General features: G+C 74.4%; 13 protein-coding genes. 2 read left to right on the plus strand and 11 right to left on the minus strand.

The annotated features are described in order from the left end of the window. Positions 1–4: 4 nt before the first annotated feature. The 7 genes from ACODT5_RS33650 to rsmI all read right to left on the minus strand — a co-directional run bounded on the left by ACODT5_RS33650 (position 5) and on the right by rsmI (position 8,256). Positions 5–1,324 carry an acyltransferase family protein gene (locus tag ACODT5_RS33650; RefSeq protein ID WP_422522868.1) on the minus strand — a complete coding sequence of 440 codons (1,320 nt, stop codon included), beginning with the start codon at positions 1,322–1,324 and terminating at the stop codon, positions 5–7. Between the two features lie 499 nt (positions 1,325–1,823). Then, positions 1,824–2,720: a 4-(cytidine 5'-diphospho)-2-C-methyl-D-erythritol kinase gene (locus ACODT5_RS33655; protein WP_422522869.1), complete on the minus strand. Its 897-nt coding sequence runs from the start codon at positions 2,718–2,720 to the stop codon at positions 1,824–1,826. Next, positions 2,717–3,556, minus strand: a complete 840-nt coding sequence (rsmA, locus tag ACODT5_RS33660) for a 16S rRNA (adenine(1518)-N(6)/adenine(1519)-N(6))-dimethyltransferase RsmA (RefSeq protein WP_327309406.1) — start codon at positions 3,554–3,556, stop codon at positions 2,717–2,719. Before rsmA ends, ACODT5_RS33655 begins: the two co-directional genes overlap by 4 nt. A gap of 110 nt (positions 3,557–3,666) precedes the next feature. Beyond that, complete coding sequence (locus tag ACODT5_RS33665) at positions 3,667–5,109, minus strand: ubiquitin-like domain-containing protein (RefSeq protein ID WP_422525120.1); 1,443 nt, start codon at positions 5,107–5,109, stop codon at positions 3,667–3,669. Positions 5,110–5,761: 652 nt separating this feature from the next. Continuing rightward, positions 5,762–6,640: a TatD family hydrolase gene (locus tag ACODT5_RS33670; RefSeq protein WP_383956350.1), complete on the minus strand. Its 879-nt coding sequence runs from the start codon at positions 6,638–6,640 to the stop codon at positions 5,762–5,764. A 10-nt stretch (positions 6,641–6,650) separates the two neighbouring features. Beyond that, a complete protein-coding gene (locus ACODT5_RS33675; RefSeq protein ID WP_422525121.1) occupies positions 6,651–7,022 on the minus strand; it encodes a hypothetical protein in 372 nt (123 codons plus the stop codon). Between the two features lie 283 nt (positions 7,023–7,305). Then, a complete protein-coding gene (gene rsmI / locus ACODT5_RS33680; RefSeq protein ID WP_422522870.1) occupies positions 7,306–8,256 on the minus strand; it encodes a 16S rRNA (cytidine(1402)-2'-O)-methyltransferase in 951 nt (316 codons plus the stop codon). 88 nt (positions 8,257–8,344) lie between these two features. Here rsmI and ACODT5_RS33685 point away from each other — a divergent pair, with 88 nt between their 5' ends. Both ACODT5_RS33685 and ACODT5_RS33690 read left to right on the plus strand, forming a co-directional pair. Then, complete coding sequence (locus tag ACODT5_RS33685; protein WP_422522871.1) at positions 8,345–10,126, plus strand: dolichyl-phosphate-mannose--protein mannosyltransferase; 1,782 nt, start codon at positions 8,345–8,347, stop codon at positions 10,124–10,126. A gap of 154 nt (positions 10,127–10,280) precedes the next feature. Then, complete coding sequence (locus ACODT5_RS33690) at positions 10,281–11,927, plus strand: penicillin-binding transpeptidase domain-containing protein (protein WP_422522872.1); 1,647 nt, start codon at positions 10,281–10,283, stop codon at positions 11,925–11,927. A gap of 71 nt (positions 11,928–11,998) precedes the next feature. Here ACODT5_RS33690 and ACODT5_RS33695 read toward each other — a convergent pair whose 3' ends face one another. The 4 genes from ACODT5_RS33695 to cbiQ all read right to left on the minus strand — a co-directional run bounded on the left by ACODT5_RS33695 (position 11,999) and on the right by cbiQ (position 15,281). Then, positions 11,999–12,472 (minus strand): YbaK/EbsC family protein, encoded by a 474-nt coding sequence (locus ACODT5_RS33695; RefSeq protein WP_422522873.1) that lies wholly within the window; start codon positions 12,470–12,472, stop codon positions 11,999–12,001. Between the two features lie 9 nt (positions 12,473–12,481). After that, positions 12,482–13,684, minus strand: a complete 1,203-nt coding sequence (locus ACODT5_RS33700) for a serine hydrolase domain-containing protein (RefSeq protein ID WP_422522874.1) — start codon at positions 13,682–13,684, stop codon at positions 12,482–12,484. Positions 13,685–13,746: 62 nt separating this feature from the next. Continuing rightward, positions 13,747–14,532 carry an energy-coupling factor ABC transporter ATP-binding protein gene (locus ACODT5_RS33705; protein ID WP_422522875.1) on the minus strand — a complete coding sequence of 262 codons (786 nt, stop codon included), beginning with the start codon at positions 14,530–14,532 and terminating at the stop codon, positions 13,747–13,749. Continuing rightward, entirely contained in the window at positions 14,520–15,281 is a 762-nt protein-coding gene (gene cbiQ / locus ACODT5_RS33710) for a cobalt ECF transporter T component CbiQ (protein WP_422522876.1), read from the minus strand. Before cbiQ ends, ACODT5_RS33705 begins: the two co-directional genes overlap by 13 nt. Position 15,282 lies beyond the last annotated feature (1 nt).

Genomic DNA, 15,282 nt, shown 5'->3' on the forward strand with positions numbered 1-15,282 from the left:
TGGATCAGCCCCTCAGCCTAACCCTCCGCGAAGTGCCGGACCGTTCCACCAGCAGCCAGCCGCCCAGCGCCATGCCGATCGCGGCGGGCGCGGTGACCGGGAGGGCGATCAGGGTGGCGCTGTGGCCTTCCAGGAGCCCGCCGAGGCCGGTCGTGGAGAGCCCGAGGATCCCGAGGAGACAGAGGGCGGTGCCGAGGGCGGCGCGGGGGCCGGAGCCCGGCCCGGCGCTGCTCGTACCGGGTGCTTCGAAGCGCCGGAAGACCGCGACGAGTACGCAGGTCAGCGCGGCGGCGGCGAGGAAGCGGACCGGGACCTGGGCCCACCAGGCCGCCCCGGCGGGCTCGGGCAGGGCGAAGCCGAGGCCGAGCTGGGCGGCGTACACGGCGAGCATCGCGGTGAGGTGCCAGAGGAAGGCCGTCATGGCGACCCCGTTGGCGGCGACCACGCCGCGCCAGACCCGGGGCCGGGCCAGCCAGGCGGCGGCGGGGCCCCTGAGCAGCTCCACGGCGCCCACGAGCCAGATCCCGTGCGCGAGCAGGGCGAGGGTGGGCGGGGCCATGTTGGAGACCTTCTCCCCGGGCATCCCGACCATGGACAGCGGGTACGGCCCGTACGCCACCAGCAGGACGGCCCCGGCGAGCCCGGCGGCGGCGAGGACGCCGGGGCGGCGGATGCGCCCGTCGGCGCGCAGGAAGCCGAGCTGGTGGACGGCGAGCCAGACGAAGGCGAAGTTCAGGAACTCGGCGTACGGGACACCGCCCGCGAAGCGCAGCAGGTCCACGGCGGCGGCCGCCGCGGCCAGGGCCCCGAAGGCGGACCAGCCGTGGCGCTCGTGCAGCTTCAGCAGGGGCGGGGTGAGGGCGACCATCGCGAGGTAGATCCCGATGAACCACAGCGGCTGCGTGACCAGCCGGAACGCGGCCCCCGACAGGCGGCCGCCGCCCCCGCCGAGGAGCTGCACGGTGAGGGCGACGGCGGTCCAGACGGCGACGAACACCAGGGTGGGCCGCAGCAGCCGCCGGAGCCGGGCCCGCAGGAAGGCGGCGTACACGGGGCCGTCGGTGCGGCGGGCGAGGGACCGGTAGGACAGGGCGTGCGAGAAGCCGCCGACGAAGAAGAACACCGGCATCACCTGCAGCGCCCAGGTGAGCACCTGGAGCGGCGGCACGACGGCGAGCAGGTTCCCTATGCCGTCGGTGCTGACGGCGGCCATCAGCCAGTGGCCCGCGATGACGGTCCCGAGCGAGGCGACCCGGAGCAGGTCGACGTAGCGGTCCCGCGTGGCGGGGGTGGCGGTGGCGATGTCGCTTGCGCTGGCTCCCATGGCCCCTACGCTCCCGCGCGGGCCCTCCCGGCAACAGGGCGCGGATACTCACCCCCGCCTAGGTACCCGGGGGCTCCGCCCCGGGCCCGCCCTCCGCTGCACGGGGTTCCCCCGACGTGTGCCGCTGCGCGGGGCGGAGTCCCCGCAGCGACCTTTCCCGCTGCGCGGGGCGAAACCCCCGCAGCAACCCTTGCCGCTGGCGCGGGCAAAGTCCCCTACCCGCCCTTCGCCCGTTCCCCGGGCGCTGCCCGGACCCGTCCTGGGGCTCCGCCCCAGACCCCGGTCCTCAAACGCCGGACGGCTGAAATGGCACGGGCCGGCCACATCCAGCCCCGCCGGCGTTTGAGGCGCGGGGGTGCGGGGGCTGGCCCCCGGGGCGGAGCCCCGGGGAACGGTGGAAGGGCGGGTCGGGGACTCCTCGCCGCGCAGCGGCACGGTCGGGGGCGCCGGCCCCGCGGGCAGGGCCGGCGGCGGGCTCGGCCGGGCCGGCCGGGCGGCGTCAGAGGAGGGTCGCGCCCGGGGCCGGGCCGGTGGCCACGTGGGTGCTGCGGCAGGTGCCGGAGGCGTCGAGGGCCGCCGCCACCTTCATCGCCGACTCCGCGTCGCGGACCAGGAAGGCCGTCGTGGGACCGGAGCCGGAGACCAGCCCGGCCAGGGCTCCGGCCCCGGCGCCCGCCGCGAGGGTGTCGGCCAGCGACGGCCGCAGCGAAAGGGCGGCGGGCTGGAGCCCGTTGGCCAGGGTCGCGGCCAGCTCGTCCGGGTCTGCGGAGGCCAGGGCCGCGAGGAGGGCCGGGGAGGCCTGCGGGGCGGGGACCTCCGTACCGGCGGTGAGCCGGTCGAACTCCCGGAACACCGCCGGGGTGGAGAGCCCGCCGTCGGCCACCGCGAACACCCAGTGGAAGGTGCCGGCCGCCACCGGGGTCAGGATCTCCCCGCGCCCGGTACCCAGCGCCGCCCCGCCGACCAGGCTGAACGGCACGTCGCTGCCCAGCTCCGCGCAGAGGGAGAGGAGGTCCGGGGTCGGGGTCCGAAGGCCCCACAGCGCGTCGCAGGCGAGGAGCGCGGCCGCTCCGTCGGCGCTGCCCCCGGCCATGCCCCCGGCCACCGGGATCCGCTTCTCGATGTGCAGGTGCACGTCGGGTGCGATGCCCGCCCGCTCCGCCAGGAGCTCCGCGGCCCGGGCCGCGAGGTTGGTCCGGTCGAGCGGCACCTGGCCGGCGTCCGGTCCGGCGCAGGTCACGGTCAGTTCGCCGGCCGCGGTCGCGGTGACCTCGTCGTAGAGGGAGACGGCCAGGAAGACGTTGGCGAGGTCGTGGAAGCCGTCCGGCCGGGCCGCGCCCACCGCCAGCTGGACGTTGACCTTCGCGGGGACCCGTACGGTGACCGTCCCGCTCACAGCGCGGGCCTCTCCGCGGCGGGCTTGTGCTCGGCGATCGCCGCGAACTCCTCGACGGTGAGGGATTCGCCGCGGGCCTGCGGGGAGACCCCGGCGGCGACCAGCGCCGCCTCGGCGCCCGCCGCGGACCCGGCCCAGCCGGACAGCGCCGCGCGCAGCGTCTTGCGGCGCTGCGCGAAGGCGGCGTCGACGACCGCGAAGACCTCGGCCTTGGTCGCGGTGGTCTTGACCGGCTCCGCGCGGCGGACCAGGGAGACGAGTCCGGAGTCGACGTTCGGGGCGGGCCAGAAGACCTTGCGGCCGATGGCGCCGGCCCGCTTGACGTCCGCGTACCAGTTGGCCTTGACCGAGGGGACCCCGTAGACCTTGTTGCCGGGCTCGGCGGCCAGCCGGTCGGCGACCTCGGCCTGCACCATGACCAGGGTCCGCTCGATGCTCGGGAAGCGGTCGAGCATGGTGAGCAGGACCGGCACGGCCACGTTGTAGGGCAGGTTCGCGACGAGCGCGGTCGGCGGCGGGCCGGGCAGCTCCTTGACCAGCATCGCGTCGGAGTGGACCAGCGTGAAGCGGTCCTTGCGCTCCGGCATCCGCGCCTCGATGGTGGCGGGCAGCGCGGCGGCCAGGATGTCGTCGATCTCGACGGCGACGACCCGGTCTGCGGCCTCCAGCAGTGCGAGCGTCAGCGAGCCCAGCCCGGGTCCGACCTCGACGACCACGTCGTCCGGCCGGACCTCGGCGGTGCGCACGATGCGGCGCACCGTGTTGGCGTCGATGACGAAGTTCTGGCCCTTCTGCTTCGTCGGCCGTACGCCGAGTACGGCGGCCAGCTCCCGGATGTCGGCCGCGCCGAGGAGGGCGGAGGTCTCGGGCGCGGACGTCCCGGGTGCGGACGTCTCCGGCGCGGAGGTCTCCGGCGCGGTGTTTTCGGGCTGCTGCTCTGCGGTGCTCACCGATAAAGGGTACGGCCGCAGTGTGGCCAGGGACTCGCCCCCCGCTGTACGTAGAGCTTCTTCGCCCGGTACGTCTGCTCCGGGCCCGGGGCGTCCTGCGGGCGGCCGCTGCCGCCGAGGGCCTGCCAGGTCTGTACGTCGAACTGGTAGAGCCCCCCGTACGTGCCCGAGGGGTCCGTGGCGCCGGGCCGGCCGCCCGACTCGCAGCGGGCCAGCGCACCCCAGTCGAGGCCGTCCGCGCCCTGGACGGAGGTCGGGAGCGGCTTGGTGCCGACCTTGACGAGCTGGCTGACGGGCTCGCGGACGGTCTCCTCGGCGATCCTGCGGGGCTTCTGCCGGACCCCGTTGACGGTCCGCAGGCCGTACGTGACCCTGCGCGCCCCGGGCCGCCCCGAGCGCTCGACGACTTCGGTGCCGGCGAAGAGGGAGGAGTCCTTGACCCGCTCGGTCGCGTACGGGATGCGTTCCTCGCGGATCTCGCGGGTGCCGGTGATGCGGAGCACGGTGACGGTCTGGCCGTCGCGCGGGAAGGAGCCGGCGGGCACGGAGGTGGTGTCCTGGCCGTGCAGGGTGATCCCCGCTTCGCCGAGGGCCTCCTGGACGGTGGCGGCGTTGGTGCGGATCGCCCGCTCGCGGCCGTCGGCCATGAAGGTGATGCTGCGTTCGGTGCGGACGGCGAGGGTCAGGCCGGTCCGGGGAACGGCGGCGGTGCGAGGCGTGGAGAGGTAGGCGCCCTCGGCACGGATGCCGAACTGGCGCAGCGCGCCGTCCACGGTGCGGGCGGTGGTCCACACCTCGCGCCGCTGTCCGTCGAGGGTCAGGCTCAGCGGGCGGCCGTAGCGCAGGACGATCTCGTCCCCGTCGTCGAGGACCTCCGCCCCGGCCGGGGCGACGAGGTCGTGGGGGCCGACGCCGAGGCCCTCGGCGGCGAGCAGCTCGTCCACGTCGTCGGCGAAGGTGTGCAGGGTCCGCGGGACTCCGTCGACGGTGAGGCGCACGGCCTTGTCGGCGGCGACGAAGGCGGTGGTGCCGCCCGCCAGGAACGCGACGACCAGGGCCTGCGGCACGATGCGCCGCCAGCTGTCCCGGGGAGCGGGTGCGGCGCTCCTGCGCCGCCTCGGACCGGGGGTGGGGGCGGAGCCGGCCCCCGGGCCGGCCGGCGCGGGCACGGTGCCGAGTCCGCCGCCGCCCCGGCGCCGCCCGGTGCCCGGTCCGGCCGGGGCGGTGTCCACGGGCGCCACCGGCTCACCGCGACGGCGGCGGCCGGTGGCCGGGGCTTCCGCCTCGGGGGCGAGGTCCGGAGCGAGCGCCCGGGCGGTGCCGCCGGCCGGTGCCGCCGCCGGCTCCGCAGCCGGGGCGGGGGCCCGTCCGCGCGCCCGGCGGCCCGCCCCGGACTCGGCAGCCGTCCGCCGCCGCCCGCCACCCCGGGGCGCCGGCACCCCCGGCTCCGGGTGAGCCCCCGGGGAGGAGGACGGGTAAGGATCCACCCCCTGCCCCGAAACCAGGTCCGCGATCTCCCCCGACCCCCGGTACGGGTCCGGGTCCGTACCGGAGCCCCGGTACGGGTCCGGGTCCGACCTCGATCCCCGGTACTCGTCCGTGCCCGTGCCCGTGCCCGGGCCCGGGACCGAGCCCTGGTACGTGTCCGGCTCCGGGTCCGAGGCCCGGTACGGGTCCCCGCCCGGGCCCGCGTACGGGTCGCGGTTCCGGTGAGGTGCCGGTTCGGCGTCCGGGGCCTGGCTCGACGCTCTCGGGCCCTGGTACGGGTCCGGGTCCATGTCCGGGTACGAGTCGCGGTCCGTGCCGCCGCTCGGGAACGGGTCCAGATCCAGATCCGGGTGCGGGTCCGGGGCCGCGGCCCAGGGGTCGCGTCCACCGGCCGGCCAGGCCACATCGCTCATCGCGCTCGCTCCACTGGTCCGTCCGGCTGCTTCGGGCACGGCACCCTAGCGGAGCGATCGTGACGCAACAAAGTCGGGCGGCTACGGAACGTGGCGAACGGGTGAGGCGGCCCCGGCAGCGGCCCGGCCGGCCGTCAGCAGGCGCCGTAGGCGACCCCGTGGAGGAGCCGGGGCGACCCGCCGGAGGTGCTCAGTACGCGAAGGCGCGAGCCGTGTTGGCCGCCAGTGCCGTCGCCATGGCGTCCTCGTCGATGCCGCGGACCGCGGCCATCGCCCGTACGGTCAGCGGGATGAGGTAGGGCGCGTTGGGCCGGCCGCGGTAGGGGGCCGGGGTGAGGTACGGGGCGTCCGTCTCCACGAGGACCAGCTCCAGCGGGGCCACCGCGAGGGCTTCGCGCAGGGGCGCCGCGTTCTTGAAGGTGACGGTCCCGGCGAAGGACATGTAGTAGCCGGCGGCGGCGCACTCACGGGCCATCTCCGCGTCGCCGGAGTAGCAGTGGAAGACGGTCCGCTCGGGGGCGCCCTCCTCGCGCAGGACGCGCAGCACGTCCGCGTGCGCCTCGCGGTCGTGGATGACCAGGGCCTTGCCCTGCCGCTTGGCGATCTCGATGTGCGCGCGGAAGGAGCGCTCCTGCGCGGCCATGCCCTCCGGGCCGGTCCGGAAGTAGTCGAGGCCGGTCTCGCCGACCGCCTTCACGTGCGCCAGGGCCGCCAGGGCCTCGATCTCGGCGAGCGCGTCGTCGAGCGCGGCCTCGCCGCCGCCCGTCCGGGCGCCCTGCCTGGACCAGCCGTCGGGGTCCCCGTGCACGATCCGGGGGGCTTCGTTGGGGTGCAGGGCCACGGCCGCGTGGACGTTCTCGTACGCGGCTGCGGTCTCGGCGGCCCAGCGGGAGCCCTTCACGTCGCAGCCCACCTGGACGACGGTGGTCACCCCGACGGAGGCGGCCTTGGCCAGGCCCTCCTCGACGGTGCCGGACTGCATGTCCAGGTGGGTGTGGGAGTCGGCGACCGCCACCCGCAGCGGTTCGGGCAGCGGGGGCGGCGCGTCGTTCGGCGTACTACGGCTCATACGGCCGATCTTATGACCGGCGGAAGAACCCCAGCAGCCTGGCCATCGGCCCGGGCCGTTCCACGTGGACCGGGCCGGGGGCCTCGTGCAGGGCCGCCTTGCGGGGCTTGGGGGCCCTCTCGAAGTACCCGGCGGGCACCGGGCCGGCGATCCCGGGGGCCGCGCGGTGGTGGTAGAGCTGGTCGAGCATGCCGATGACCGACTTGACCTGGCCCTCCCGCATGATCCGCACCACGTGGCCGCCGCAGTTCATGCAGGTCGGGTTGGACAGGGGGGAGGGGACCCGCTCGCCGTCCGCCGTGTAGACGATGAACGGCAGGCCCCGGCCGTCGGTGTGGTGCTCTATCTCGTATCCCTGCTCCCAGCCGTATCCGCACTTCATGCACGCGAAGGAGTACGCCTCGTGCACGGTCGGCACGGCCTCGGGAGCGGACCCCGTCGAAGGAACGGCCGGGACGGCCGGTGCGGCGACGGTCGAAGTGACGGGTCCGGCGGATGGGGGGTGGGGTTCGGCGATCTCACTCATGCCAGCTCCTCTTGTTCCACTGCTGCCATTGCCAGTGGACGCCTCTTCGGGCGGGAGCGCATCAGGCCCTGTCTAGTGTTGGACGGTCCTTGGGCGAGTCATGCCCAAAGCGCCCGGTGCGCGGTCTGAGCTTTGCTTTTCAGGTTAGCTCTTTACCGACCGACGGCGACTTTTGTGCCGCGTTCTTTGCCGCGACGACCGCGTCGAACACCTCGCGCTTGGGTACCCCGGCCTCGGCCGCGACCGCCGCGATGGCCTCCTTGCGCGGCTCCCCCGCCTCTTCGCGCACCCGTACCCGGTTCACCAGCTCCTCGGCGTCCACATCGCCGGGGGCCGCGGCGGGGGCGCCCTCGACGACCACGGTGATCTCCCCGCGCACGCCTTCGGCGGCCCAGGCGGCCAGCTCGCCGAGCCCGCCGCGCTTGATCTCCTCGTAGGTCTTGGTCAGCTCGCGGCAGACGGCGGCGCGGCGGTCGGCTCCGAAGACCTCGGCCATCGCGGCCAGGGTGTCGTCGAGCCGGTGCGGGGCCTCGAAGTAGACGAGGGTGCGGCGTTCGGCGGCGAGCTCGCGGAGCTTGCCGAGGCGCTCGCCGGCCTTGCGCGGCAGGAAGCCCTCGAAGCAGAAGCGGTCGACCGGCAGCCCGGAGAGGGCGAGCGCGGTGAGGACGGCGGAGGGTCCGGGGACGGCCGTGACCTTGATGTCCTTCTCCACGGCGGCGGCGACGAGCCGGTAGCCGGGGTCGGAGACCGAGGGCATGCCGGCGTCCGTCACCAGCAGGACGCGCTTGCCGGCCTCCAGGGCCTGGACCAGTTCGGGGGTGCGCGCGGACTCGTTGCCCTCGAAGTACGACAGGACGCGCCCGGTGGTGTACACGCCGAGGCCCTGCGTCAGCCTGCGCAGCCGCCGGGTGTCCTCGGCGGCGATCACGTCGGCCCGCTCCAGCTCGGAGGCGAGCCGCGGCGGGGCGTCGGCGAGGTCGCCGATGGGGGTCCCGGCGAGGACGAGGACGCCGGCCCCGTGTGCGTCGGAGGGGGCCGGCGAGGAGGCCGGGGAGGGGGCTTCGGCGGTGCCGGGCTGGTCAGTGGTCACCGCCCCATCCTCTCAGCCGCCCCAACCGCCGCGCCCCACACTCCCGTCCCCCTGGGTCCGGCACAGGGTCGTTCCCTACGATGTGCCGGTGACCAGTACCGCGACGCCGCCGCCCAGCCCTGCGGGGGCCCCGCCCGCCACCGAGGCCGGGCCCGGCCCGGACCCCGCCGACCAGCCGTCCCCCTGGCTGCGCCGCCTGCGCGGCTTCGGCTACGTTCCGCCCGCCGGGGCGAAGCGGCAGTCGGACGTGCGCACCCGCCTGGTGCCCCCGTACGCACGGCCCTCCGCCCAGCTGTGGGCGCAGCTCGGGGTCGGGCCGGCCGCGGCGGAGCGCTGGGGGAGGGTGCTGGCGTGGGCCGGGCCGCTGCTGGTGGCGCTGGTCGCCGGGGTGCTGCGGTTCGCCCATCTGGGCAGCCCGAAGGCGGTGATATTCGACGAGACGTACTACGCCAAGGACGCCTGGGCCACGATCAAGCAGGGCTACGAGGCGAGCTGGCCCAAGGACATCGACAAGTCGATCCTCGCCAATCCCAACGGGGTCTCCCTCCCGCTGGACCCGGGCTACGTCGTGCACCCGCCGGTCGGCAAATGGGTGATCGGCCTGGGCGAGTGGATGTTCGGCTTCGACCCGTTCGGCTGGCGGTTCATGACCGCGGTGCTCGGGACCCTGTCCGTCCTGATGCTGTGCCGCATCGGGCGGCGGCTGTTCCGCTCCACCTTCCTGGGCTGCCTGGCCGGCCTCCTGCTGGCGGTGGACGGCCTGCACCTGGTGATGAGCCGGACCGCGCTGCTCGACCTGGTGCTGATGTTCTTCGTGCTGGGCGCCTTCGGATCGCTGGTGATCGACCGGGACAAGGTGCGGGCCCGGCTCGCGGCGGCGCTCCCGGTGGACGAGGAGGGCCGGACCCGCCCGGACGCCCGGATCGCGGAGACGCTGAAGCTGGGCTGGCGCCCGTACCGGCTCCTGGCCGGCGTCAGCCTGGGCCTGGCCTTCGGCACGAAGTGGAACGGCCTGATCGTGCTGGCCTTCTTCGGCGTGCTGACGGTCTTGTGGGACGCGGCCGCGCGCCGCACGGCGGGCGCGGGCTCCCCGTACGTGGCGATGCTGTGCCGCGACAGCTGGACCGGCTTCCTCTCCCTGGTCCCCGTGGCGATCTCCGTCTACGTGGCCTCGTGGCTCGGCTGGATCCTCTCCCCCGACAACGGCAAGGGCGGCTACTTCCGCGACTGGGCCGCCAAGAACGACCAGCACAGCTCGTGGTCCTTCGTGCCGGAGTGGCTGCGGAGCCTGTGGCACTACGAGACGGAGGTCTACAACTTCCACGTGGGCCTGACCTCGGGCCACACCTACGAGTCGAACCCGTGGAGCTGGCTGGTCCTGGGCCGTCCCGTCTCCTACTTCTACGAGTCCCCCGCACCCGGCACCGACGGCTGCCCGGCGACGGAGACCGCCAAGTGCGCGCGCGAGGTGCTGGCGCTCGGCACGCCGCTGCTGTGGTGGGCGGGCTGCTTCGCGCTGCTGTACGTGCTGTGGCGGTGGTTCTTCCGCCGCGACTGGCGGGCGGGCGCGATCGCGTGCGCGCTGGGCGCGGGCCTGCTGCCCTGGTTCAACTACCAGGAGCGGACCATCTTCTTCTTCTACGCGGTCGTCTTCGTCCCGTACCTGTGCCTGGCGGTGGCCATGATGATCGGCGCCCTGCTGGGCCCGGCCGGCTCCTCGGAACGCCGCCGCGCCCTGGGCGCGGTGGCGGCCGGTGTGCTGGTGCTCCTGATCGTGTGGAACTTCATCTACTTCTGGCCCATCTACACGGGTCAGACCATCCCGATGGATTCCTGGCAGAACCGGATGTGGCTGGACACCTGGGTGTAGGGGGCTTGAAGGGGGGCCTGTGTGAGCCTGGTCAAACTCCGGTAACAACCCCGGAATCGCCCATCTCTTCGACGTATGGTCTGTTCCACGGGCTCCTTGAACGCGTTCAGTGTTCATTGACGGGGGCCGCGGACCATGGGGACGGGGACAGGAAATGAACGGGGCGGCAAAGGGGGCCATCATCGGCGGGGTGTTCCTCGCGATGGTGGGCGGAGCGGGATACGGGGTGTACGCGCTGGTGGGGGACACCGGCGGGGACGACGCCCGGAGCACCGGCGCGACCCGACCGGCGGTGCCCGGCAAGGGCAGCGGGCCGGTCAGCGACAAGGACGCCGCGGCGACCGCCAAGGCGTTCTTCGCGGCGTTGGCGGCCGGGGACGCCCGGGCCGGCGCCGATCTGACGAACAACCCGGCGGAGGCCCAGGGCGCCCTCGGCGATTTCGCCACCAAGGCCTACGTGTCCAAGGTCGCGATCACCCCCGGCACCCAGACCGGGGCCACGGTGGCGTACTCCGTCGCCGCGGAGGTCACCTACGAGGGGGTCACCAAGCCCCTCGCCTACGCATCCCAGCTGACCGTGGTCCGCGGCAACACCACCGGGCTGCCGCTCGTCGACTGGCAGCCCTCGGTGCTCCACCCGGAGCTCCGGAAGGGCGAGAAGCTGCGCGGCGGCACCCCGGCCAACCCGCCGGTCAAGGCCGTCGACCGCAAGGGCAGGGAGCTGACGGCCGAGAAGTACCCCTCGCTGCGCCCGGTGCTCGACAGCCTGCGCAAGACGTACGGGGAGCGGCAGGGCGGCAAGGCCGGCGCCGAGCTGTGGATCGAGCCGGTGGCCCAGGAGGCACCCCGGCGGACCCTGCTGACGCTGGTCGAGGGGAAGGCGGGGGAGATCCAGACCGTCCTGGACGCGGACGTCCAGGCGGCCGCCGAGAAGGCGGTCCTGAAGTTCCCGCAGGCCTCGGTGGTCGCGGTCCAGCCGAGCACCGGCAACGTCCTGGCCATCGCCGACCACCGCGGGGACGGCTTCCCCGCCTCCATCAGCGGAGCCCGCGCGCCCGGCTCCACGATGAAGATCGTGACCGGCGCGATGCTGCTCGACCGGGGTCTGGTGGCGGCGAACAAGGTCGCCGAATGCCCGGCCGAGGTGACGTGGGGAGGCAAGACCTTCACGAACCTGAAGGGCTTCAAGCTCGACGGCGAGACCTTCGCGACGAGCTTCGCCCGGTCCTGCAACACCGCCTTCATCAAGCAGATCAAGCCGGTCGACGACGACGACGCGCTCCCGAAGGAGGCCCGTGAGGTCTTCGGCGTCGGCGAGGGCGTCGAGTGGAAGGTCGGCGTGCCCACCGTCGACGGGAAGGTGCCGGACGCGACCGGGCCGGCGGCGGCCGCCGCGTACATCGGCCAGGGCCAGATCACGATGAACCCGCTGACGATGGCCTCGATCACGGCCACCGCCCGGACCGGGGTGTTCCGCCAGCCGGTGGTCGTCAAGGCCTCGCTGGACGGCCGCGAGATCGCGAAGGCCGGCCGGAAGATGAAGCCCTCGGTGGCGGCGCAGCTGGTACGGATGATGAAGCTGACGGCCGCCTCGGGCACGGCCCAGGGTGCGATGTCCGCGGTCGGCGGCTCCGACAAGGGCGCGAAGACCGGCTCGGCGGAGGTCGACGGGGCGCAGAACCCGGACAGCTGGTTCACCGGCTTCAGCGGGGACGTCGCGGCCGCGGCCATGGTCGAGGGCGGCGGCCACGGCGGCGACGCGGCGGGCCCGATCGTGGCGGCCGTCCTGAACGCGGGCTGACCGCGGGCTGACCGCGGGCAGACCGCGGGCAGACCGCGGGCAGACCGCGGCCCGTCGAGCGACCGCCCCGGTCAGCCCTCCCGTACGTCGGCCAGCGCGGCCCCCGCGTGCCGGATCAGCTCGCGCGGGTCCATCGGGAACACCGTGTGCGGGGTCCCCGCGGCCGCCCAGACCACGTCGTGGGCGAGCAGGGAGCGGTCCGCGAGGACCCGGGTGCGCGTGCGGTGCCCGAAGGGCGGGACCCCGCCGATGGCGTAGCCCGTGGTCTCCCGGACCAGGGCCGCGTCCGCCCGGGTCACGGCGCCCGCCCCGAGCTCGCGGCGCACCGCCTCCACGTCCACCCGGGAGGCCCCGTCCATGAGGACCAGTACGGGCACCCCGTCGGCCGCGAAGATCAGCGACTTCACGATCTGGCTGAGCTCGCAGCCGATCGCGGCGGCCGCGTCGGCGGCGGTCCGGGTCCCGTCGGGGAAGCTCCGTACGTCCGGCTCCAGGCCCAGTGCGGCGAGGGCTTCGGCGAAGAGGGGATGCGTGGTGGTCGTCATGACGGCACGCTAGCGCTCCCCGCCCCGCCCGTGCGACGCCGTTTCACGGGCCCCCTGGAGCACCGAGCGCAGCGCCCGGACCAGAGCCTGGGCGCGCGGGTCGGCGGTGACCGACTTGGCGTGGGCGTTGGTGACGTAGCCGAAGCCGATGCCCGCCTCCGGGTCGGCGAAGGCCAGCGAGCCGCCGCGGCCCGGGTGCCCGAAGGAGGCCGGGGACAGCAGCGGGGAGGCCGGGCCGTGCAGCATGTAGCCGGGGCCGAAGCGGGTGTTGACCACCAGCACGCGGTCGGGGCCCGAGGAGAACTCCTTGCCGGCCAGCGCGGTGGTGGCCGGGGTGAAGATCCGCGCGCCGTCCTCCACCACGCCGATGGTGGCCGCGTAGAAGCGGGCCAGGGCGCGGGCCGTGCCGATGCCCGCGGAGGCCGGCAGCTCGGCCGCGCGGTAGGCGGGGTCGTTCTCGTCGGGCAGCGGGTCGATGGCGGCGAAGGCGCGGCGGGTGAGGGAGTCCGGATCGGCGTAGGCCGCGGAGACGTTTCGCTTCGGCCGGGTCCTGAGCGTGCCCGCGCTCTCCGGCGGATCGACCGGCGCCACCCGGCCCACCCGGTGCTCCTCGGACTCCGGCAGGCCGATCCAGAAGTCCAGGCCCAGCGGCTCCGCGATCTCCTCGGCCAGGATGCCCCCCAGCGTGCGGCCGGTCGCCCGCAGCACGAGCTCGGACAGCAGCCAGCTGAAGGTCTGCGCGTGGTAGCCGTGCTCGGTGCCGGGCTCCCAGAAGGCCTGCTGGGCGGCGACCGCACGCGCTCCGGAGACCCCGTCCGCGGCCTCGGCCACCGTCAGCCCGCGGTCCAGGGCCGGGACTCCCGCGCGGTGCGCGAGCAGGTCGCGGACCCGGGTCCGCTCCTTGCCGCCCGCCTTGAACTCCGGCCAGTAGGAGCTCACCGGCGCGTCCAGGTCCAGCAGTCCGCGCTGCTGGAGCAGCAGCGGTACGGCGGCGGCCACGCCCTTGGTCGCGGAGCGGACGATCTGCGCGGTGTCCTCGGCCCACGGCTCCGCGCCGTTCGCATCCTTGGTGCCGGCCCAGAGGTCCACGACCTTGCGCCCGTCCCGGTACACGGCCACGGCCGCGCCCCGGTCCCCGAGCACCTGGAAGTTGCGTACGAACGCGTCCCTGACGGGCTCGAAGCCCTCCGCCACCACACCCTTGATGTCCACGGGGTGTGCAACAACCTCCGACCGGCGCTTATGCCACCACTGTGCTCATCCCACCGCTGTGCTCATCCCACCGATACTGAGCGCGGATCGAAGCCGAAGGGCAGCTCCAGGCGGTGCGCCCGCATCAGCTCCTCGTCGCACAGCACGTCCTGGGTCCTGCCGTCCGCCACGATGGTCCCCTCGCTGAGGATCACCGAGCGCGGGCAGAGCTCCAGCGCGTAGGGCAGGTCGTGCGTGACCATCAGCACGGTGACGTCCAGCGAGCGCAGGATGTCGGCGAGCTCGCGGCGCGAGGCCGGGTCCAGGTTGGAGGACGGCTCGTCCAGGACGAGGATCTCGGGCCGCATGGCCAGTACGGTCGCCACCGCGACCCGGCGGCGCTGCCCGAAGGAGAGGTGGTGCGGGGGCCGGTCCGCGAAGGCGGCCATCCCGACCTGCTCCAGGGCGGCCCGCACCCGCTCCTCCAGCTCGGCGCCGCGCAGTCCGGCGGCGGCCGGGCCGAAGGCCACGTCCTCCCGGACGGTCGGCATGAACAGCTGGTCGTCGGGGTCCTGGAAGACGATGCCGACCCGGCGGCGGATCTCGGCGAAGTTCCGCTTCTCCACGGGCAGCCCGGCCACGTTCACGGAGCCGACGCCGCCGGTCAGGATGCCGTTGAGGTGCAGCACCAGCGTGGTCTTGCCGGCGCCGTTGGGCCCGAGCAGCGCCACCCGCTCCCCGTGCCCGACGGTGAGATCGACCCCGAAGAGGGCCTGGTGGCCGTCGGGGTAGGCGTAGGCGAGTCCGGAGACTTCCAGCGAGGGCGGGGTGGATGCGTTCTCGGCGTTCTCGGCGTTCACAAGGTCCATCCCATCAGACAGACGGCGAGCGCCGTCACCGGGAGCGCGGCCGCGTACGCCCACTGCGTGCGGGTGGCCGTCACCTCGTCGATCACCGGCATGGAGCCGGCGTAGCCGCGGCTGACCATCGCGAGGTAGACCCGCTCGCCGCGCTCGTAGGAGCGGATGAACAGGGCTCCGGCGGTCTTCGCGAGGACCCCCCAGTGCCGGATCCCGCGCGCCTCGAAGCCGCGGGAGCGCCGGGCGATGGACATCCGGCGCAGCTCGTCGCTGATGACGTCCCCGTAGCGGATCATGAAGGAGGCGATCTGGACGAGCAGCGGCGGCAGCTTGAGCCGCTGGAGGCCCAGCAGCAGGGCCCGCAGCTCGGTGGTGGAGGCCAGGAGTACGGACGCGGCCACGCCGAGGGTGCCCTTGGCCAGCACATTCCAGGCGCCCCAGAGGCCGGAGACGCTGAGCGACATGCCGAGGACCTCCACCCGCTCGCCCTGGGCCACGAAGGGCATCAGGACGGCGAAGGCGACGAAGGGCACCTCGATCAGGAGCCGGCGCAGCAGGAAGCCGGCCGGGATCCGGGCCACGGCCGCGGCCGCCGCGATGAGCAGGGCGTACAGGCCGAAGGCCCAGACCGCCTCGCGCGGTGTGGACACGACGACGATCACGAAGCCGAAGGTCGCGGCGAGTTTGCAGTGCGGCGGCAGGTCGTGGACCAGGGAGTTCCCGGGCCGGTAGAGCTTGTGGGCGTGGCCCGCGCCCATG

It is taken from the genome of Streptomyces tatrensis (assembly GCF_049310065.1).
Taxonomy (GTDB): Bacteria; Actinomycetota; Actinomycetes; order Streptomycetales; family Streptomycetaceae; genus Streptomyces.